Source organism: Methanosarcina sp., assembly GCF_028693135.1.
In the GTDB taxonomy this organism is placed as follows: domain Archaea; phylum Halobacteriota; class Methanosarcinia; order Methanosarcinales; family Methanosarcinaceae; genus Methanosarcina.
This window is the reverse complement of record NZ_JAQUVZ010000002.1, coordinates 108,106-128,472: the sequence shown is the minus strand read 5'-3', so window position 1 is coordinate 128,472 and position 20,367 is coordinate 108,106. Positions and strand designations below refer to the sequence as shown.

Annotated in this window: 18 protein-coding genes; 13 read left to right on the top strand and 5 right to left on the bottom strand. The window is 43.9% G+C overall.

What is annotated here, in order from left to right; translation table 11 throughout:
* The first annotated feature begins 4 nt into the window (after positions 1 to 4).
* The 12 genes from fpoI (at position 5) to PHF18_RS01645 (ending at position 13,568) form a co-directional block, all read left to right on the top strand.
* The gene (gene fpoI, locus PHF18_RS01700; RefSeq protein ID WP_300097519.1) at positions 5 to 415 is read left to right on the top strand and encodes a F420H2 dehydrogenase subunit FpoI; all 411 of its coding nucleotides are present in this window, start codon (positions 5 to 7) and stop codon (positions 413 to 415) included.
* Entirely contained in the window at positions 412 to 702 is a 291-nt protein-coding gene (locus PHF18_RS01695; protein ID WP_300097517.1) for an NADH-quinone oxidoreductase subunit J, read from the top strand. Before fpoI ends, PHF18_RS01695 begins: the two co-directional genes overlap by 4 nt.
* Positions 692 to 943: a F420H2 dehydrogenase subunit FpoJ gene (gene fpoJ / locus PHF18_RS01690; RefSeq protein WP_300097516.1), complete on the top strand. Its 252-nt coding sequence runs from the start codon at positions 692 to 694 to the stop codon at positions 941 to 943. Before PHF18_RS01695 ends, fpoJ begins: the two co-directional genes overlap by 11 nt.
* Positions 940 to 1,248 (top strand): F420H2 dehydrogenase subunit FpoK, encoded by a 309-nt coding sequence (fpoK, locus tag PHF18_RS01685; protein ID WP_011021517.1) that lies wholly within the window; start codon positions 940 to 942, stop codon positions 1,246 to 1,248. Before fpoJ ends, fpoK begins: the two co-directional genes overlap by 4 nt.
* Positions 1,242 to 3,260, top strand: coding sequence for a F420H2 dehydrogenase subunit FpoL (fpoL, locus tag PHF18_RS01680; protein ID WP_300097508.1), 2,019 nt, complete (start codon positions 1,242 to 1,244; stop codon positions 3,258 to 3,260). The genes fpoK and fpoL overlap by 7 nt, the downstream gene beginning before the upstream one ends.
* Positions 3,260 to 4,747 (top strand): F(420)H(2) dehydrogenase subunit M, encoded by a 1,488-nt coding sequence (gene fpoM, locus PHF18_RS01675; protein WP_300097506.1) that lies wholly within the window; start codon positions 3,260 to 3,262, stop codon positions 4,745 to 4,747. Before fpoL ends, fpoM begins: the two co-directional genes overlap by 1 nt.
* 3 nt (positions 4,748 to 4,750) lie before the next feature.
* The gene (gene fpoN / locus PHF18_RS01670; protein WP_300097504.1) at positions 4,751 to 6,226 is read left to right on the top strand and encodes a F(420)H(2) dehydrogenase subunit N; all 1,476 of its coding nucleotides are present in this window, start codon (positions 4,751 to 4,753) and stop codon (positions 6,224 to 6,226) included.
* Between the two features lie 13 nt (positions 6,227 to 6,239).
* On the top strand, positions 6,240 to 6,602 hold the full coding sequence (locus PHF18_RS01665) for a F420H2 dehydrogenase subunit FpoO (protein ID WP_300097502.1): 363 nt from the start codon (positions 6,240 to 6,242) through the stop codon (positions 6,600 to 6,602).
* Positions 6,603 to 7,381: 779 nt separating this feature from the next.
* Positions 7,382 to 12,367, top strand: coding sequence for a PKD domain-containing protein (locus PHF18_RS01660; RefSeq protein WP_300097500.1), 4,986 nt, complete (start codon positions 7,382 to 7,384; stop codon positions 12,365 to 12,367).
* Between the two features lie 154 nt (positions 12,368 to 12,521).
* Positions 12,522 to 12,761: an antitoxin VapB family protein gene (locus PHF18_RS01655; RefSeq protein ID WP_300097498.1), complete on the top strand. Its 240-nt coding sequence runs from the start codon at positions 12,522 to 12,524 to the stop codon at positions 12,759 to 12,761.
* Positions 12,748 to 13,140 carry a type II toxin-antitoxin system VapC family toxin gene (locus PHF18_RS01650; RefSeq protein ID WP_300097497.1) on the top strand — a complete coding sequence of 131 codons (393 nt, stop codon included), beginning with the start codon at positions 12,748 to 12,750 and terminating at the stop codon, positions 13,138 to 13,140. The genes PHF18_RS01655 and PHF18_RS01650 overlap by 14 nt, the downstream gene beginning before the upstream one ends.
* 218 nt (positions 13,141 to 13,358) lie before the next feature.
* A complete protein-coding gene (locus PHF18_RS01645) occupies positions 13,359 to 13,568 on the top strand; it encodes a DUF433 domain-containing protein (RefSeq protein ID WP_300097495.1) in 210 nt (69 codons plus the stop codon).
* Positions 13,569 to 13,595: 27 nt separating this feature from the next.
* Here the strand turns inward: PHF18_RS01645 and PHF18_RS01640 are convergent, their stop codons facing one another.
* The 3 genes from PHF18_RS01640 to PHF18_RS01630 form a co-directional block, all read right to left on the bottom strand.
* Positions 13,596 to 13,928: a nucleotidyltransferase family protein gene (locus PHF18_RS01640; RefSeq protein WP_300097493.1), complete on the bottom strand. Its 333-nt coding sequence runs from the start codon at positions 13,926 to 13,928 to the stop codon at positions 13,596 to 13,598.
* Between the two features lie 404 nt (positions 13,929 to 14,332).
* Entirely contained in the window at positions 14,333 to 14,761 is a 429-nt protein-coding gene (locus PHF18_RS01635; RefSeq protein WP_300097491.1) for a DUF86 domain-containing protein, read from the bottom strand.
* A 1-nt stretch (position 14,762) separates the two neighbouring features.
* On the bottom strand, positions 14,763 to 15,209 hold the full coding sequence (locus PHF18_RS01630; RefSeq protein ID WP_300097489.1) for a nucleotidyltransferase domain-containing protein: 447 nt from the start codon (positions 15,207 to 15,209) through the stop codon (positions 14,763 to 14,765).
* 307 nt (positions 15,210 to 15,516) lie between these two features.
* Here PHF18_RS01630 and PHF18_RS01625 point away from each other — a divergent pair, with 307 nt between their 5' ends.
* Positions 15,517 to 17,181 (top strand): nitrous oxide reductase family maturation protein NosD, encoded by a 1,665-nt coding sequence (locus PHF18_RS01625; protein WP_300097487.1) that lies wholly within the window; start codon positions 15,517 to 15,519, stop codon positions 17,179 to 17,181.
* A 501-nt stretch (positions 17,182 to 17,682) separates the two neighbouring features.
* Here the strand turns inward: PHF18_RS01625 and PHF18_RS01620 are convergent.
* Together PHF18_RS01620 and PHF18_RS01615 are read right to left on the bottom strand one after the other, a co-directional pair.
* Positions 17,683 to 17,790, bottom strand: coding sequence for a MetS family NSS transporter small subunit (locus tag PHF18_RS01620; protein WP_300097485.1), 108 nt, complete (start codon positions 17,788 to 17,790; stop codon positions 17,683 to 17,685).
* A gap of 1 nt (position 17,791) precedes the next feature.
* The gene (locus tag PHF18_RS01615) at positions 17,792 to 19,258 is read right to left on the bottom strand and encodes a sodium-dependent transporter (RefSeq protein WP_300097483.1); all 1,467 of its coding nucleotides are present in this window, start codon (positions 19,256 to 19,258) and stop codon (positions 17,792 to 17,794) included.
* Positions 19,259 to 20,367 lie beyond the last annotated feature (1,109 nt).

Below are 20,367 nucleotides of genomic sequence, written 5' to 3'. Positions count from 1 at the left end.
AAGTATGGTTCTTAAAAACATCAGATATGCGCTTAAAAACATCCCTAAAAAACGCGTGACCAGGCTGTGCCCGGAAGTGGAAACCCCGCTTTCCGACAGGTTCAGAGGGCTTCAGATCCTCGACAAAAGCAAATGCATAGGCTGTGGGATCTGTGCCAACACCTGCCCTAACAGCACGATTAAGATCATTAAAGCCCCGATTGCTCCCGGAAGCAGCAAACAGAGGTGGTTCCCAGAAATCGATATAGGCCACTGCCTCTTCTGCGGGCTCTGCATTGACCAGTGCCCCAAAGGTGCTCTTTCAAGCGGAAAAGAATACACCAGAGGCGTGGTTAAATGGGCTCATAAAGACATGCTCATGACTCCTGACAAACTTGCAAGGGAAGTAGATATCGATGAAGGTGATGAAAAATGATCGGAATTGAAACTATTGGAGCAGCTCTGGAAATAGCTGTCTTCGGACTCCTTGCGGTTGTCACAGTCTTCTTTGCAATCTTTGTAGTTATTGCAAAGGACGTTGTAAGAGCCGGGCTTTCCCTGATCATGTGCATGTTCGGCGTTGCAGCTCTCTACATCCTCTTAAACGCTCAGTTCCTGGGAGTCGTCCAGGTGCTGGTCTATATCGGGGCAATCGGAGTACTGATCCTCTTTGCAGTTATGCTGACAAAGCGCGAACTGGGGGGTGGGTCCGGTGCGAATTAACAGACTCCCGGCTCTTCTCGTAGCCCTGCTCTTTGTTGCTGTTGTTGTTACAGGGATTTTTGGGACTTCCTGGAATACGGTTTCAGAACTCCCTGAGAACCTGGCTGACCCGAGCAATATTGAGGGCATAGGTATGTTGATCTTCACCCAGTACGTGGTGCCTTTCGAGGTCCTATCAATTGTCCTGCTCGCATCCCTTATAGGAGCAATTTACATGGCAAAAGGAGAGGGCAACAGATGACTGCTATTCCATTAACGTTTTATCTCGGCCTTGCAGCCCTGCTCTTTTCAATCGGGCTTTATGGCGTAATGACCCATAAAAGCGGTATCAGGATGATCATGTGTATCGAGCTCATGCTGAACTCCGCAAACCTGAACCTTGTGGCTTTTTCAAGCTATACGGACACCCTGAACGGGCAGGTTTTTGCCATTTTCTCGATTGCCCTTGCAGCTGCTGAAGCAGCAGTCGGGTTTGCAATTTTCATGGCAATCTACAGAATGCACGACAAAATTAACCTTGATGAGCTTAACATCCTGAGGTGGTAAAAACGGCTCTGGAAGAATTTGCATTTTTGATCCCCCTGCTTCCGGCACTGGCTTTTGCGATCACCTTCTTCTTTGGCAGGAAAATGCCATCAGGAGGGGCAATCGTCCCCATCCTTGCCATTGCCGCCTCCTTTGTAATCTCTTTTGCGATTACTCTTGGGCTGCTGGCAAATCCCGAAGAGGTCGTAAGCCAGTCCTATTCCTGGTTTGCAGTGCTCAATCTCGGAGTGTTAATTGACCCTCTGGCTGCAGTCATGCTGTCAATGGTTTCCTTCGTGAGCCTGCTGATCCACATCTACGCAGTTAGCTACATGTCTCATGATACCGGGAAGGCCAGGTATTTTGCAGAAACCGCACTTTTCACCGCGGCAATGCTTTCTCTGGTCCTCTCGGACAATATTCTGCAGTTCTTTGTTTCCTGGGAACTTGTCGGGCTTTGTTCTTATCTCCTGATCGGTTTCTGGTTCGAAAAACCCTCAGCTGCAGCCGCAGCCAAGAAAGCTTTCCTCACAACCAGGATCGGAGACGTAATGTTCCTTACAGGAATTATCGTGCTCACTTCCGATCTTCTTAAGGTTGCAGGCGGATTCCAGGAAGGAGTATACCTGCTTCGTTTTGACGAAATCTTCAGTTATATCCCCCAGCTTTCTGCTCTGCAGTTAAATGTCTTCGGCTTTGAAATAAGCCACCTTACTATTATCACCCTGCTTTTCTTCGGAGGAGCAGTAGGAAAGTCCGGGCAGTTCCCGCTACATGTGTGGCTGCCTGACGCAATGGAAGGTCCAACAACCGTCTCAGCTCTCATCCATGCAGCAACAATGGTTACTGCCGGTGTTTACCTGGTCGCAAGGACCTTCCCGATGTTTATTGCAGCCCCTGACTCCCTTATGGTAGTCGCTTACTTCGGAGGCTTTACTGCTCTCTTTGCAGGCACAATGGGCATTGTAATGAACGATCTCAAGCGTGTGCTTGCGTTCTCAACCATCAGCCAGCTCGGATACATGATGCTGGGTCTGGGTCTCGGTTCGGCAATAGGGCTTGAAGCAGTTGGGATTTCCCTTTTCCACCTGATTAACCATGCTTTCTTCAAGGCTCTCCTTTTCCTCTGTGCAGGCAGTGTAATCCATGCAGTCGGCACCCAGGATATGAGGGAACTCGGAGGCGTAGGAAAGGTAATGCCAATTACTGCTGCCACTATGACTATTGCAGCTCTGGCCCTGGCAGGTTTCGGTATCCCTGGGACCTCAATAGGGACAAGCGGCTTCATTTCAAAGGATGCAATTATTGAAGCTGCATACCTCTTCGGAGAACACAGCAACAACTGGATCCCGTACATATTCTCAATTGCAGCCGCCTTCCTGACATCCCTCTACATCTTCAGGCTTATCTTCATGACCTTTACAGGGAAGCCGAGAAGCGATTATCACGGGCATGAGTCCTCTGCAATTATGACCATACCCCTCTCCATTCTGGCATTCCTTGCCCTTGTTTTCGGAGCGCTGACCCATACAGGATTCATGAAATTCCTTGAAGAGACCTTTACCAACAGTTTCGTGAGCCTTGACATAGGAAGCCTTGCCAACATAGGTGGAAACGAACTTGTAGAGGCAGCCGGTCCCGAGCCTTTCTTTATTCTATGGCTCCCGTTAATAGTCGCCCTTGCGGGCTTTGCAATTGCTTTCGTGATCTATTACCTCAGAGCAGTGAAACTCGGGCCGCTTGCTTCCATGAAGAATCCTATTTACAAACTGCTCTACAAGCGTTACTACCAGCACGAAATCTATACCGAGTTTTTCTCTATCGGAATAGTTTACGGAGTTATTGCTTTCCTCACGCAGGTAGTTGATGTGATCGTTGACAGCATTGTGGAAGGAATCGGAATTATCACAGTTGGTGCAGGCGAAGAACTCAGGAAGATCCAGACAGGGGTTGTCCAGACCTATGCAACTGTCATAATTGTAGGTGTGAGCCTGCTAATTATATTAATTAAATTAATGATGGAGGTACTCTGATGCTGCCGGTCGCATCATTGTTGATTCTGGTGCCGCTGATTTTCGCAGTCGTGACCTTTTTCACAAAAACAAAAGACCAGGCTGCAGGATTGGGCTTTCTAGGGTCTCTTGTGACTCTGGGCCTTACCCTTTACGCCTATTTGAACTTTGATAGCAGTACTGCTGCAATGCAGTTCTATGAATCTGTGAAGTGGATCCCCTTCCTCGGGGTCAACTATTCAGTTGGAATTGACGGCATTTCCATGCCCCTTATCCTCCTGAATACGATTGTTATCCCACTTCTGATCCTCTTCAGCTGGAAAGAGGACAGGGAAGCCCCAAACAGGTTTTACGGGCTGATCCTTACCATGCAGGCCGCAGTCATAGGGGTTTTTGTATCCCTTGACTTTGTTGTCTTCTATATATTCTGGGAGCTGACTCTTGTCCCTCTCTTCTTCATCGTAAATATCTGGGGTGGAGAAAAGCGGGCTCATGCGTCCTACAAGTTCTTTATCTACACGCATGTTGCATCTCTCGTGATGCTGCTCGGGATCTTCGGGCTCTTCTACGCAGCCCTGAATCAGACCGGCGTTGCTACATTTGACATCAGAGAACTGGTCACACAGTTCCAGTTCTTCGAATCCGGCCTGATGAAAGATGGAATATTCCTTGCAATCCTCTTCGGGTTCCTGGCAAAGATGCCGACTTTCCCCTTCCACTCGTGGCTTCCGGATGCATATTCCGAGGCTCCTACTGCAGGCAGTGTACTCTTTATCCTGCTCAAAATCGGAGGGTACGGGCTTTTCAGGATCTCACTCCCGATGCTCCCTAACACCGGGAACCCCCATCTGATGATCATGATGCTGGGCCTGCTTGGCTCTGTCAGCATACTTTATGGGGCTCTTCTGGCTCTGCGGCAAAAAGACCTCAAGCGCATGATCGCTTACTCCAGTTTGAGCCATATGGGATATGTTACCCTGGGGGCAGCCGGCCTTGTTACCCTTTCGGTTGCAGGCGCAATGTTCCAGCAGTTTTCCCACGGGCTTATCATGAGCATCCTGTTCATGTCCGCCGGCGCAATCCAGACCGGCACAGGCACCAGAATCATTAACAATCTCGGTGGGCTTGCAAAGAAGATGCCAATGCTCACTGTGGTTATGATGGTCGGGTTTATGGCATCTCTTGGCCTTCCGGGGTTGACAGGTTTTATTGCCGAGTTCCTGGTCCTGACCTTCACCTTCGCGAACCTGCCTGTCTTTGTCTTAATTGCCCTGCTGGCAATAGTGATTACTGCAGGTTATCACCTCTGGGCAATGCAGAGGGCAATGTTCGGAGTGTACAATGAGAAGCTCGGAGATGTCAGGGACATAAATTCCCTGCAGGTCTTTTCAATGGCAGCTATTGCCCTTCTTGTGCTCTATTTCGGCCTGAACCCGAGCCCGGTGCTTGATATGATGATTACGAATTCGGAAGCAATAGTCAGCCTTGCGGCTGTCCTGGGGGTGTGAGATATGAATGAATTAATGTATCTTGCACCTGAAATTGTATTAGTTGCAACTGGACTGGTCGTACTTCTGACTGGAGTCTTCCTGTCCCCCAAGTCTAAGAATGTACTGGGTTACCTGGCAACCCTGGGAATCCTTGCAGCTCTTGCTCTGACGGTTAAAAGCTTCGGGCTTCTGACGATGGAAGGCTTCCAGGTTGAATATGCTATTTTCTCAGACACCCTGAGTATCGATGCCCTCTCCCAGTTTTTCAAACTGGTCTTCCTGGTAGTTGCTCTGATCGTTTCTCTTGCTGCAATCAAGTATACTGAAAACAGTGAGCACACAGAAGAGTTCTACACCCTGATGCTCTTTGCAACCTTCGGAATGATGGTTGTGGCATCGGCAAACGACCTTATCGTGCTCTTCTGTGCCTTTGAGCTGGCAAGTCTTGCAACCTACGCTCTTGCAGGCTTTGAAAAGCAGAACGCAAGGTCTCTCGAAGGAGCCATGAAATACTTCGTGATCGGCTCGGTTTCCGCAGCGCTCATGCTCTTCGGGATTTCCTTTGTCTACGGGGCAACCGGCACTACCAGCATCCCCATGATTGCTGCAAACTCCGGCCTCCTTACACAAAACCCTATAGGGCTTGTCGCAGTCGTGCTGCTGCTTGCAGGTTTCGGCTTCAAGATGGCGCTTGTGCCCTTCCATATGTGGGCTCCGGATACCTATCAGGGGTCCCCTTCAGTTGTTTCCGCCCTGCTTGCAGCCGGGTCCAAGAAGATGGGATTCGTGGCAGCCTTCAGGATTTTCATTGTGGCTCTTGCAGCCCTTCAGCCTGACTGGCAGCTTGCTTTCACCATCCTTGCAGTGGTCACCATGACCTTCGGAAACGTGGTCGCAGTTGCTCAGACCAGCGTAAAAAGGATGCTTGCCTACTCCTCCCTGGCACAGGCAGGATACATTGCAATGGCTTTTGCCGTCATGACCCCGGTAGCTCTTACCGGCGGTATCATGTACGCCCTTGCCCATGCCTTTATGAAAGCAGGAGCTTTTATCGCAGCCGGAGTAGTTGTCTGGATGGTTACCTCGGAAAAGACGGGCAACCTCGATATTCCCGATCATCTTGACAGCTTCAGGGGCCTTGGGAAGAGAATGCCTCTGGCAGCCCTTTCCATGACGATTTTCGTCTTTGCCCTTGCAGGCATCCCCCCGACTGCAGGTTTCATGGCCAAGTTCGTGCTCTTCTCCTCAACCATTCAGGCAGGCATGACCTGGCTTGCAGTGATTGCAATCCTGAACAGTGCCCTTTCACTGTTCTACTACGCACGGCTTGTGAAATACATGTACTTCATGCCCCCCGAGGGTAAAAAGGTCAGCATTCCTCTCCCATACGCAGCAGCCCTTCTGGTTGCAGTGGCCGGCGTGCTGGCAATGGGCCTCTGGCCCGAACCCTTCGTGGAGATGGCTATGAAAGCAGCAATGGTACTAATGCCATTATAAGGAGGTATGAGAAATGACAGATTGTGATCTTTGCGGGCGTGCAATCCCGACCGTCATCCCGGTCCGGGCTATCCGCCCCCTCCTCAAATTCGCTTACCCCAACGGGGTCTGGAAAGGGCTCTGTGAGACCTGTCTCGATTCCGCCCAGAAAACCCACTTAACTGTAGACAAAAACCAGAATTCATGCAGAAAAAACAGATGCGCCCTCTGCGGAGATAAAACCGGGGTTTTCCCTGTGAAACTGCAGATCCCTGATTTCTCAAAAGGGGTCGTAAAAAAAGATGTATACGTCTGCAAAAAGTGCCTGAAGGCGGTCGATGAGGCTTATATAGGATACAAGAGAGAGCAGATCGAGCAGAAACACGCACATCATTAAGTAAATTGAAGCTGCTTTTTAAAGGCGGCTTTATTTCTTTTCTATTTTTGGCGGGTGCTTTCTTCTGGAGGTGCCTGCGGATTGATTTTTTGCTTCTTTTTTTCAACTGCTTTTTATATTCAATATTTGGTACCTCTTCATAAATTAAATTTTTTCATAAATAGCTCTTCCAGATTTCTATGTGTTCATATCTCGATAAGCTAGTTTTTTCCCCGCATAATTTATATGTTTTTTTCAAACATGCCCTCATATTTTATCATATCTTAATTACAAAAAGAAATGTTTATCTATTGTTCTTTCTTTTTAACTTTGACTAATATTTTACTTAGTATATATATTTTATTCACATATTTATTATATGTCTACTGTAAGCGGGGTTCGCAAAAGTATCATAATATAAAGGCGAGGTCGGGAAAGAAATCTGATTCTATAGAGTTCACGGTTCAGTGGGAAAAACAGGTACGGTTTTTCGGGATGAATCTCGAATAAGAAAGTTTCAGTGAGTTATGGGTTTGATTAGTTTTAAAAATGCGAGGATGAGGATTGGAAATCTTAGTGGTAAGAGGACTTAAGATTCTCTTAATTTTTGGAAAAAATACTGCGGAATATAGATTCAAGGTCTCCATTTTACGGTTTTTGTAACGAAAAACCTAGGCTATTTCTATGTAGATTTGTTTCGATCAGACCTATGTCTTTGGATAAATCGCTTCATATTATTTAATTTTTGTAAAGTATATATTTGAAAAAATATTCAAAATTTGAGAATAGGAGAAGAATAAATGAAATTTAAGGAAAAATTGTATTCACTGGCTTTAGTTTCAACAGCCATGATTTTATTTTTAATTCTCATTTCATCTACGGCATCGGCAGCTCCTGTACAAAGTGCTTCTCCCACGGTGCAATATGCATATGTGACGAACTGGAACAACATTGTCTTTGTAATTGACACAGCCACAAACAATGTTACAGCCACGGTGCCTGTAGGAATGAATTCTACCGGAGTTGCAGTTGCTACCGATGGATCAAAGGTATATGTGGCGAATTCAGTCAGCAACACTGTCTCTGTAATTAGCACATCCACGAACAATGTTACAGCCACAGTGGATGTAGGAAACGGTCCAGCTGGAGTTGCAGTCAGCCCGGATGGAACAAAGGTATATGTAACGAACGATTTTGACGACAATGTCTCTATAATTGACACAGCAACTAATACTGTCACAGCCACAGTGAACGTAGGAGACAATCCTCAGGGGGTTGCAGTTGTTCCCGATGGATCAAAGGTATATGTAGCGAACTGGTACACCAACATCGTCTCTGTAATTGATACAGCCACAAACGCTGTCGCCGAGGTGCTTGTAGGAAGCGGTCCAATTGGAGTTGCAGTCAGCCCGGATGGAACAAAGGTATATGTGACGAACTCAGGCAGCAAAACTGTCTCTGTAATTGACACAGCCACAAACACTGTTACAGCCACAACGCCTGTAGGAAATAATCCCGTGGGGGTTTCAGTCACTCCAGATGGAACAAAGGTATATGTGGTGAATGCAGGTAGCTCCACTGTCTCTGTAATTAACACAACAACCAACAATGTTACAGCCACGGTGCCTGTAGGAAGCTATCCTTCTGGAGTTGCAGTCAACCCGGATGGAACAAAGGTATATGTAGCGAACTGGGGCAGCAACAGTGTCTCTGTGATTAACACAACAACCAACAATGTTACAGCCACGGTGCCTGTAGATGCTCCTACTGGAATTGCAGTGGGCCCAGCACTAGAACTATCTACCATAACAGTAGGTCAAAATGCCACTACACCAGATATTACACAGAAGTTTATTGAAGCCTACAAAAATAATGGTGGAATACTCCCTGGTGAAATTGGTCCAAGCGCATTGGGAGATCCAACTACTGAAGTTCATTATGCATTCGGATTTCAAGTACAGGACTTTCCTGATTTACCTGGAGTTCCAGGTGGCGTAATCATGTACAATCCCATTAAAAATTCTGCATTTTATATTCATGGGGCAATCTGGCAGAAGTATCGTTATTTGGAGGCTGAGGATAAAGATAAATTAGGATCTGTTGCAAGCGATGAGGGAGAAGCAGCGATACAGCCTGGGAAAACAACAGGAAGATATACAAAGTTTGAAACAGGCACTATACACTGGATTAGCGATAAAGATGGAGAAAATGTAGGTCACTTGCAAAGGGGAGAATCATTTGTCACTTATGGAGAATTAGATGAATTATATACTGAGATGAAAGGAACATATAGCGATTTAGGTTTCCCGATTAAGGATCAGATCACAAACACAGATGGACATGATTACTGTGAGTTTGAAGGCGGGAATATTTATTGGGATGGAAATTCTTATCAAGTGGAGTATAAAAATGCTTTACCTACCATTATAAATACGACATTCAGACCTAACCCTAATGGGTATCAGTTTGAGAATTTTGATTCATGGCCCTCTGTGTTATCATGGGAAATGTTTCATTATAGGTACGGGGACTTGGCAAGTGGTGATATAGCAAATAAATTTTACGATCAGAACTACGCCACTACGATATGGGGGGGGTGCTGTTTCGGCATGTCTGCAAGTAGTCTGATGTTATACAAAAATAATTTAAGAAGTTGGGATCTTTGCGGAAAAAGTACCTTGCCATCCTTCGGGAGGTACCGTGATTTAGATGGCGCGGACGTATTCAATGAATTAGTTACAATTGATTATAATGGTAACGGCGAATGGGATCCTTCACCAAGAACATGGGAAGTATTTCCATCTATCTTCTCGACTCCAACTGATTGGACTACTTATTATCAGGGGACATGGTATTGCCCAGATATCATTAAGGAGGCAGATAGTTATGAGGATCAAAACGATGTTTACAATACCATAAAAAACCGTATGTCTAGTGGGAATTGGATAAATGATCCAATGGTTTTAGTGTTTAACTGGTGTAGTTATCCATATACAGACACAGACGGAAACGGTAAATACGATGAAGGGGAACCATATCAAGGTAAAGAAACGAAAATGGTTATGAAATCGCACGCAGTTGTTCCCTATAGGATAGAAGAATCTCAGAGTCATAATACCGCTAAAGTATTTGTGTACGATTGCAATAATCCTGATAATAACAACTTGTGTTTTATTTTTAACTTAAAACAACACACTGTGTTTCCATTACGGGATCAAGCTAAGGGGGAATATGTAGACGGGGAATATGATAACTATTTTAGAATCAATGCAATGACCGCTGTGAGCTTGTCCTCGATTGAACAAAAACCGGATAAATTTCTGGAAATAGAAGAGGTATCTTCTTATGCACATTTGCTATATACTAATGTATTCGGTAATCGTCTCGGATATGCTGGTAAAGAATATATTAATGACATCGAAGGTGCATATAAAGTTTGGCCAGTCCCTTGGCAGGATGAATCGTTAGATTCATCAGAAATGTATCTGATACCGGATATGAACCTCAAAAGAGAAATTATTGGGTTAGACGATGGTATTGTTACTGTAACTGTCTTTAAGACAAATAGCTTGGTAATTGCAGATGCCCAAGTTTCTCCGGGTTCTATTGATGAACTGAATATTCCTGAAGGTGGTTCAAGCGTTGAATTCGTTTCCGGCAGTGGAACGTCCACACTTAGCCTCATGCTGGAAAAACAAGAAACGGGGGTTGCACAAATAGCGCGTCTCAATCTTTCAAATATTGAGGTAAATGGTGCTATTAACTTATCAAACGTTGATGGAATCATTATTGTGCAAAATCATGGTCTGCCAAGAACATGCAGTTTATATCTTGAACAGGCAGGAGTCAGTCAGAATTCAGATGATAGTCTAAAAAATATTGTCGTTGAAGGAGACTCTACTGTATTCATAAAGCCTTCAAGCTGGAATGATATTTCTAATACAGAGGTCGTAATTGATCACGATTTGGGAAGTGACGGAAGCGTTGATTCCACAGAAACTATTAGACAGAAAGATACTACGCCTCCGTCAACTGTTATGTATCTCCAATCAACAGCAGACTCTAGCTGGGTCAATTGGACATGGCAGAACCCCACTGATCCCGATTTTAACCACACTGAAATCTACCTCAATAACATCTTCCAGACCAACACCTCTACAGAATACTTCAACACCACCGGCCTCCAACCCGAAACAGATTACACCATCGGTACGCGCACGGTGGATATTCACGGGAATGTGAATGAGACGTGGGTTAATGACAGTGCAAAAACAGGATCTTTGCCAGACACTGATTCTCCTGTAATTGAATCTGTAATATTATTGCCGACCAGTACCACAACCGGCTCTACGATTAACGTTACAGTCAATGTTACGGATAATGTTGGAGTCAGCGGTGTAAAAGCAAATGATATTCCACTCCTCAATCAGGATGGAAGTCTATGGAAAGGAAGTATTACAGCGATTGAAGGTACTCATTTTGTAAATGTATCCGCTGTTGATGAAGCAGGTAATGTTGCCTGGGATAATTCTACTTCATATACTGCTCTAACGCCCGATAATTTACCGCCTTCGAGCATTACCGATCTCCAATCCACCAACGGTACTACATGGGTCAACTGGACATGGATAAACCCCACAGATGCCGATTTCAACCACACCGAGATCTACCTGAACGGCACCTTCCGGACCAACACCTCTGCCGAATACTTCAACGCCACCGGCCTAGAGCCCGAAACGGATTACACTATCGGTACGCGCACGGTGGATATCAACGGGAACGTGAATGAGACGTGGGTCAACTTAACTGCGACAACCAAAAAAGCACCTATAATGGTTAAAGCAGGATCTAACCAGACTGTCGAGGAAGGAACCACTGTAAACTTTGAAGGGAGCTTTACAGCTTCAGGGTCGCATACCTATTCTTACCACTGGGACTTTGGTGACGGGTCTGTAGAAGATAGTTCCCTTACAACTTCCCATGCCTACGCCGATGATGGAATCTATACAGTCAACTTAACTGTAACTGACGAAGAAGGGGATTTAGGAAACGACACACTGTTGGTTACTGTAAATAATGCTATACCAGTTGTGGACTCAGGCTCTGATATTACAGTTACAGCCGGCGATCTTGTCCCCTTTACAGGCACTTTCTCAGACCCCGGTTGGCTGGACACACACACCGCCGAATGGAACTTCGGGGAAGGAACTGTCAAAGCTGGTTCTGTCTCTGAAGAAAACGAGTATCCTGATTCTACAGGTACGGTTTCAGGGAATTTCAATTATTTCGATGCCGGGGAGTATACCGTATTCCTCAATATCACAGAAGATGACGGTGGAATCGGGGAGGACCAGCTAACAGTCACGGTTCTTCCGATTGTGGCAACAGTTGATTTCGACCCCGATACCCTGAACCTGGGAAGCGGCGGGGAATGGGTCACTGCTTACATCGAACTTCCTGATGGGTATGATGTCGCCGGAATCAATGCATCCAGCGTGTCCCTGAATGGTGAAGTTTCGGCAGTTACGGATCCGAAGTACGGCTTTGTCAAGGATAAAAGCGAATATCTGATGGATCGGGATGGCGACGGGATTCCCGAGAGAATGCTCAAATTTGACCGGAAAACAGTTGAAGGCATCCTTAAAGCCGGAGATCAGGTAAAAGTCACCTTCACGGGCAAAGTAGAGTATGATAATGGAATTTCTTCAGATATGGCAAGTTTTGAAGGGAGTGATTTAATAAAGGTGATTGAAAAGGACAGCAAAAAGGATAAACCGAAAAAATGAGCGTTAGTTTAAACGCATCTTTTTGATGCACAGCTCTTTTTGGTATAAAATGCGGGTTCAAGCAACCCGCTCCTTCTTTTTTTGTTCAGCTTCTTTTCAGGTCACACATTTCCTATTGAAAATCTTAAATACACATACATACACAGATATTATCATGCCAACCAGAACGATCAGCATAAGTGATGAGGCTTATGAGAAGCTAAAAAGCCTCAAAATTTCAGAAAAAGATAGCTTCTCAGACGTGATCATTAAGTACTATCCTAAAAAAAGAAAGCTCTCGGAAGTGCTCGCAGAAATAGGCTCCAACCCCGAACTCGCCGATGCAATCGAAAAAGCTTCAAGGGACATGAGAGCGGCAAAGATGAGGGAAGTTGATTTTGATGCCGGTGCTTGATACCTCTTTTATTGTGGACCTCTTAAGGGGAAAGACGGAAGCCCATCAAAAACTGGCTGAAATGGAAGCCGAAGGAGTTTCTTTCAGCACGACCGAGATTAATGTACTTGAACTGTACAGGGGAGCATACCTGTCCGGAAAGACGCACCAGAATCTGGAAGAAATCAGGAAGCTTCTGGAATGTTTTCAGGTTCTGGAGCTTGAAGAATCGGTCTATGAAGTCTTTGCTTCCCTTTCTGCAAGTTTGCTCTCAAAAGGAAGAGTCATTGGGGCATTCGATGAACTCATAGCTGCTATAGTACTGTGTTATGATGAGAAAATAGTTACCAGAGATAACCATTTCAAAGAAGTGCCAGAACTTGAAGTTATAGGTTATTGATGTGTAGTTTAAAAAGCTATTTGTAAAGTCCAGATGCAGTTCCAAGCAGGTACTGACTATTTTTGGTGGATTCGGCTGCGGAGATAAAAGTGGTTTTTACAGTTGATTTTATATTTTGGGTATTTTTTACTTCATGGCACTTTCTCTCCTGGACCGGATGATATCCCACCTTAAACCTAAATACCTGACAGGCTCATATTCTAATCAGGTGCAATCTTATGACCTGGAGAGAACGTATCATTATTGACCCTGCAGTTCTTGCGGGCAAACCTGTAATCAAAGGCACACGCCTGGCAGTTGAGTTCGTTATCGACTTACTGGCTAAGGACTGGCCTGAATCTGAGATCCTGCGGAATTATCCAGGCCTTACACATGAAGATATTCAGGCTTGCCTTGGCTATGCAAGTGATTTGCTTAGAATAGATTAAATGCCTTTTGTGCTTGATAAAGCCCTCTTATAACTGCACAACCTCTTCAAGAATTCTTTCTCCAATTGTTGGCTTCAGTGAACTTTTCATGACAAGGTCTACTTTCACTCCCAGCATATCCGAAAGGTCCTGTTTGAGCCCTATGAATTCAAAGAGATCAGGTGTTTTAGAAAATTCTACCAGAACATCAAGGTCGCTATCTTCTTTCTGTTCCCCGCGGGCGTAAGATCCGAAGATTCCCAGATAGCTGATGCTATATTTTTTTGAAAGCTCCGGAAGGTATTGCCGTAGAATTTTTGTGAAATATGCTGCATCTTTCGTTTTTTCGCCCGTTGGTACTGGAGTGGTTTTGACTGTCATGTGGCCTCTCAGGTTCTGGCTTTTAATTGTTATTAGCAAAAATATTCCTAATATACTTTTATGTTCAGTACTTATAAGTAAGTCTTGATCATATCCTTAATTACTCATTTATCAAGAACATGCGCCTTGCAGTTAATTAATGTGCGAAAAAAAGGTTATCCCTGAAAGGAAGATAAATGCGTATAAAAACAGATTTTGGTTTTTTCCTGAAAAAGGTGGTTATGTGACCGATGCGAATAGACAATACGTGGTTAATGAAAATGGGGAAAAAGTGGCGATTATTCTTCCTATAGAGGAATATGAAAAAATGAAAGAGGATCTCCACGATCTGGCTATCGTTGCAGAAAGACGTAACGAGAAGACTATTATTTTTGAAGACATGAAAGAAAATTGTAAAATAGTTTTTACTCAGTCTCTTTCTTCTCAGTATACTCCAGCACATACCCCGCAAATTCCTCAAAATCCCCCAGTTTCTCGGTCAGGTATTCTTTCAGAACTTCCAGATCCACTTCATCATACATGTGGACAAGCACATTCCTGAACCCGGCGGAAGGTGCGAATTTTTCTGCAAAACCTTTCGGGAGGATCGAATGTTTTCCCAGGATAAGGAAGACACTTTTGTAGTCTTGAGGTCTTTCGAATCCTTCTTCTGAGATGATGATTTCCCCGATATCTATGGCACTTTCTATGGCAAGCTGAAAGTTTCTCTCGACTGCACTTCGTTTCTCGTAGTCGTATTCCATGTCAAGGGTTTCGGGGTCCAGGGATTTGAGGTAATCCACGCACCTTTTCATGGAACTTAATTTTCTGAGAATCGTGTCTGAGCATTTCATTTCAGGCAAATCCCTTTTCTTTAAATCGCTTTACAAATTCCCTGTTCAAAAAGTCTTCATGGTACTTCCGGTCGCAGTACCCTGACATAATATACGGCTCAACTTTGAGCTTGATTGAGTGATCCTTTTCAAAAACAAGGCAGTTAGGTTCAATGATTTCAAAATTAAGGACTGGTGAGGCGTCGTTCATGACCACCAGGTCCACTTTATTGGTCTGCAGCAGGGTACAAAGAGAAGCAATCAGTTCGAGCCTTTTTTCGAAACGTTCTTTTTTGCTGAGATTTCCGGAGAGATATACTCCGATATCTATATCACTGAGTGGGCCCTGTTTTCCTTTTGCGTGGGAACCGAAAAGGTATGCAAGCTCCACATAGTCTACTTTTTGGAAAAACTCATTTAGCTTTGTGGTCAGTTCTCTTCCTTCCAGTTCCAGAATTTCAGTTCCCATTTTCATTCTTTTCTACGCGGTATTCTTTCAAATAGATTTGTGCACTCATCTCTGGAGATCTGAGCAATTCGTTTTCTTCTCGGTCGGAAAATCTCACTATTGGCAGCCGGTTTTTTCGTGTAAAAACAAAGTAACAGTTGATATATATAGTAATGAATTTGATAGTATTATTAATAAATAATCGTTATTATGCACGGGAAGTGTCGGTTCAAAATTTATCCTATCCTGAGCCGGCGAGGCTGTGTAAAGTATCTGGGAGGGGGTAGTTCTGAAGATCACAGTTATCGGAGATTGTTTTACCAGGCTAATGAGTGCAACGCTGGTTATTGCTTTGCTTCTGGTTTCTGCAGGCGTTGGGAGTGCGGAGGTCATTTATGTGGAGCCTGGAGCTTCAATTCAGGCTGCGGTAAATAACTCAACGACCGGGGATTTTGTTATTGTGAAAGCCGGGGACTATGAGGAAAATATCATTGTCAATGTTTCGGGGATAACGGTCACTTCGGAACCTGAGAACCCTGACGGCGTACTTATTAGGTCAAAGGATGAGAATTCCAGCGTGTTTCAGGTTAAAGCAGATAACGTAACAATCAGCGGCTTTAACATAACCGGGTCAGGAGAGATTTTCAGTACCTACGAAGCTGCAGGCATCACTAATTCTTTCAGTTATGGAAGCTCAAGCAAGTTGAATGGGACTTCGGGGGCGGTAACAAGACAGGCTTATGGTTCCGGATCAGGAGACATCTTTGTCTCCAGATGGAATGAATTTAGCTGTCCTCCGGCAGGGATTTGCCTTGATCAGGTTGAAAACTGTACGATAGAAGGAAACAATATTTTTGATAACCGGTATGGAGTTTATCTGCAGGGTTCCATGAACAATACAGTCTCGGAGAATACATTTTCCCGAAACGGCATCTGGATTGATGAAAGTTGCAGCCGGAACATGCTGATGAACAATACCATTGATAAGGGTTACATCATTATTGGTGCGCACTGCCGGGATAATATAATGTTCCAGAACAGGCTCTCAAATGGTGGAGGGATAGGCATTGCTTGCTGTGGAGGGGGCAATCTCGTTTCAAAGAATGATATAATAAATTGCCGTACCGGAATTGATATGTATGACACCCAGGCAAGGACTGTCCTTCGTGACAACCGGATTACGGACTGCGAGAAAGGGATCTACCTGATTTTTGTCTTTGACTCCAGAGTGTATAATAACACAATTTCAAACAGCAGCACAGGCATCTTTCTGAGAGAGGACTGCCACAGCAACGAACTGTTCAACAATACGGTAAATTCCAGTAACGAATCAGGTATCCTGCTGGACTGCAGTGCGGACAACCGTATCTATAACAACTACTTTAACAACACTGTAAATGTGAAGGCTGAGAACAGCGACGGAAACGCCTGGAACACTACAAAAATGAAGGGAGCAAACATTATGGGAGGCCCATACCTGGGCGGCAATTTCTGGGCTGACCTTAACGGAACCGGGTTTTCGCAGACCGCTGAGGATTCGGATTCTGATGGGATCTGCGATCTGCCTTACAACGTCAACGGAAGTGATTTTGACTATCTCCCGCTTGCCGTACCTCCTTATGTGCCCGGGGTGGACCTTACAGTAATAATCGGCACATCTGAAGTAAATAAGACATCTGATGTTTCCATAGAGATTGACCGAAGCAGCCTTGATTTCGGGCCCCTGCTCCCCGGACAGGCAAGCAACCCGCAGGTTTTGAACATAAGAAACACAGGAAAAAGTGATGTGAAGGTTACGGCTGAGATTGGGGGCTCTTCGGATTCGGTTTTTTCCGAAGGGGTCTATCTGTCCTCTCTTTTCTGGCCTGATTTCTCTGAAGTAATTGCAAACAGTACCGGTAAAGATGTTGAAATCGTACTTAATGTTCCGGCAAATTATTCCGAAACCGGGATGAAAAAAGGGTCCCTTGTTTTCTGGGTTGAGAAGGTTTGAGAGATTTACACTTTTTCGTTCTCTATTTTCTTATTTCGAAACTATTACTTCATGTGAATTACTCCTCCCTAAATTCTTAGCCTTTCGGCTTAGTTTTGAGGAAGTGGTTTCCTACGAGTACATTCTATCATCTGGCTTCGGTTCTCAGAGAACCTTAATTCCTCAAGAAGCCTGTTTATCTTATATTTCCAGTATCGCTACTGAAAGCCCGTACAAAAGGCATTTTGTGATAGAGAAACAAAACAGTTTCTCGTCAAATCACAGAATTTGTCGGTCTACCTTATCTTTGTAACCTCCGGAGTGTAAGGGAGATAATTGACAATAATGATAATTGACAATAATAATAGAACATGTAAGCATTATAAGGTTAGAGATACAGGATATGAATCAGGTTGGAAAGTTGACGGCTTTCATCCCCCACCTGCCAGATCGGATAAACCCGACCTGTTGAGGAAGGGGACTTCCCGCCTTATTTTTAATTCAATTTCTTCACCTTTCTCTTCAGGGTATCTTTTTTCTCAGGGCTATACTCAGGCAGAACCCCAGCCCTCCGTAAAGGATTGTGAACCCGAAAACAGCCATCAGAAAGCTGCCTGTTGAGAGCACCATTTTACTCCACCTCCTTATTGATAAAAGGCGTAAGGAAAGAGATGAGAATTCCAAGGACAATTACTCCGGCTCCGATCATCAGGGCTGCAGGATCATAACCTTCATAGGGTGTAGCCAGGTTTGACCGGGTCTCTATGTAAACAATATACAGAAGGATAACCGGAATTACCACTTTTATGCAGGCATTCCACCAGGTTCCGGCCATTATATCCGAATAATTATTTATCCATTCCCTTATCTTATCTGCGCCATAGATCCAGCCGATTGCAACGGTTTCGAGGATTCCCACTATAATTAGTCCATAGGTATTGATAAAGTGGTCTATGATATCAAGCCAGTAAATCCCTGCCCTGGTGGCATATATCAGGCTGAAGAGCAGTCCAAAACCGATAGTGAGGTCAACTGCCCTTCCCCTTTTCATCTCAAACTTGTCCATTATTGATGAGGCAAATGCTTCTACAAGGGAGACGAGGGAAGAAAGGGCTGCAATAACGATGCACAGGAAAAAAGCAACTGCAGTAAGGGCTTTTAATCCGGGGAGCATGTTGAGGGCTTCTGGCAGTACCACAAAGGCAAGACCTATGCTCTGGGCTACTACTTCTTCAATTCCTACCCCTTTGGCGTATGCCATGTAACCGAGAGTCCCGAAAATCGCAAAGCCCATTGTGAAACTGAAAGCTCCGTCTGCAAGGCTGACAATGAAAGCGTTATTTACGATATCGCTCTTTTTTGGAAGATAGCTTGAATAAGTAATCATTATTGCCATGCCAAGACTCAGGCTGTAAAACGCCTGTCCATAGGCTGCCTGCCAGACCTTTATGTCCGTAAGTTTGCTGAAGTCCGGCTTCAGGTACCACTCTATTCCATTGATTGAGCCTTCAAGGGTTATTGCTCTGAGCACGAGTACGATTAAAAGAACCCAGAGAAGAGGAATAAAGATTTTACTTGACCTCTCAATTCCCGCCTGCACACCTTTTTTTTCGATAACCCAGATAATCAACCAGGTAGCCAGCAGCCCTATAAGGACTGGATAGGAAAAGTTCCCCAAATTCCAGGGAGAATCGGAAACATGTAACAGTTCGTTATTGAAAAATGCTCCCGTGTCCGCACCCCAGCCGAGAGTAAACGCTTTTAAAAGATAGACAAGACTCCAGCCCACTATTACGGAGTAATAAGTCGTAATTATAAAGCTGGCAATTACACCCCACCAACCTATCCATTCGAAACTTTTATTTGCTCTTTTAAGTGAAAGTGGAGCTGAGCCGAGAAATTTGCTTCCAATTCCGAACTCAAGTATCATAAGAGGGATGCCTGCAGTCAGAAGGGCGACAAAATACGGGATCAGAAAAGCTCCTCCTCCGTTTTCATATGCTACGTAGCTGAACCGCCAGATGTTTCCAAGGCCGACTGAAGAACCTATTGCTGCAAGAATAAATCCAACTCTGTTGTTCCATACTTCTCTCGCCACTAAAAAACACATCCCATTAGCCAATTCAAGAGGTAGCAGGGCTTCAATACCTCTTTCTCAAAAAATCTTTATCCAATTTGGCATAGTTTTTATATCGATTGAATAGTATTCTGCAACTTATTTATTTAAGTTAACCTTTGTGGAGCATTTTGAATGCTTGAATTCGTTTGTAGAGTTTTTTTATCATGAACTGTTTTTTAGATAAAATACAAATAAAATTAAAATGGGGTATTACTCAATTGTAGAATTCAAAATGGTTTTGAAACAGTTTGGGGGAATAAGGTTAGCTAAAAGAGAATTGATAAAGGCAAATTTCGTGAACGAAATCAGCTCTGAAAAGTGAGCCTGGGAGAAAATCACTACATGAAATTTCAGCTTTTCAGCTTTTACTATTTTTTAGTTTTTTTTTCTCCAGTTTTTCTATTTTTTTCTATTTTTTTTTCATTTTTGCTCCGATTGAACACTTCCAGGATAGATCTCTCAGAAGTCGGGAAGAATACTGCAATTTTATGTGGCTCTTCAGCATAATTGTTTGATTTGCGCCAAAGTGAGAATATAAACATTTCTAAATTATCCTTGACGTTTTATTGTCAGGTAATCCCCCTAAAATTTTGTTGTTCAGTACAATTATAATATTTTTGTTGTGATTCCCGCAGGTTTTTATCTGGATAATGGGATTATTATGCCTCTTATGTTTGATTATTTTTTTAGATCTGCTAATGTCAGGTGTGATTGAAAGTTTTTCAATTCCCTTTTAATATATACAACTTTAAATAGTATGAGTACATTATTAATTGTTGGAGATGAATAACCTTCTAATTATATACGTATACAGGTTTAATTGCTGAACCAATACGTCTCTTCCCATCAAGTTCACAAAACGATTCTCTAGTGATCGGTTATTAAAATATATTATGTTTGTTTTTGATAATCGATTGTTGGGTTTAAAACGTAAACAATCCGCTAGATTGTGAAAAAACGCTTTTTATTGAATTTAATATTTTAAAACGGGATAGGGCACCATATAAATATACATGTGGTGTAATACTTTGGAAGTTGGTGTCAGTTTTAACAGGTGGTTATGAAAGCTACCTTTTAAGGTCTGAATA

Coding starts and splice junctions, on each gene's coding strand:
- PHF18_RS01665 (WP_300097502.1), top strand. CDS start 6,240: ATGACAGATTGTGATCTTTGCGGGCGTGCAATCCCGACCGTCATCCCG.
- PHF18_RS01645 (WP_300097495.1), top strand. CDS start 13,359: ATGACCTGGAGAGAACGTATCATTATTGACCCTGCAGTTCTTGCGGGC.
- fpoK (WP_011021517.1), top strand. CDS start 940: ATGACTGCTATTCCATTAACGTTTTATCTCGGCCTTGCAGCCCTGCTC.
- PHF18_RS01620 (WP_300097485.1), bottom strand. CDS start 17,790: ATGGTGCTCTCAACAGGCAGCTTTCTGATGGCTGTTTTCGGGTTCACA.
- fpoM (WP_300097506.1), top strand. CDS start 3,260: ATGCTGCCGGTCGCATCATTGTTGATTCTGGTGCCGCTGATTTTCGCA.
- fpoI (WP_300097519.1), top strand. CDS start 5: ATGGTTCTTAAAAACATCAGATATGCGCTTAAAAACATCCCTAAAAAA.
- PHF18_RS01650 (WP_300097497.1), top strand. CDS start 12,748: ATGCCGGTGCTTGATACCTCTTTTATTGTGGACCTCTTAAGGGGAAAG.
- PHF18_RS01640 (WP_300097493.1), bottom strand. CDS start 13,928: ATGACAGTCAAAACCACTCCAGTACCAACGGGCGAAAAAACGAAAGAT.
- PHF18_RS01635 (WP_300097491.1), bottom strand. CDS start 14,761: ATGAAATGCTCAGACACGATTCTCAGAAAATTAAGTTCCATGAAAAGG.
- PHF18_RS01695 (WP_300097517.1), top strand. CDS start 412: ATGATCGGAATTGAAACTATTGGAGCAGCTCTGGAAATAGCTGTCTTC.
- fpoN (WP_300097504.1), top strand. CDS start 4,751: ATGAATGAATTAATGTATCTTGCACCTGAAATTGTATTAGTTGCAACT.
- PHF18_RS01630 (WP_300097489.1), bottom strand. CDS start 15,209: ATGGGAACTGAAATTCTGGAACTGGAAGGAAGAGAACTGACCACAAAG.
- PHF18_RS01660 (WP_300097500.1), top strand. CDS start 7,382: ATGAAATTTAAGGAAAAATTGTATTCACTGGCTTTAGTTTCAACAGCC.
- PHF18_RS01625 (WP_300097487.1), top strand. CDS start 15,517: ATGAGTGCAACGCTGGTTATTGCTTTGCTTCTGGTTTCTGCAGGCGTT.
- PHF18_RS01655 (WP_300097498.1), top strand. CDS start 12,522: ATGCCAACCAGAACGATCAGCATAAGTGATGAGGCTTATGAGAAGCTA.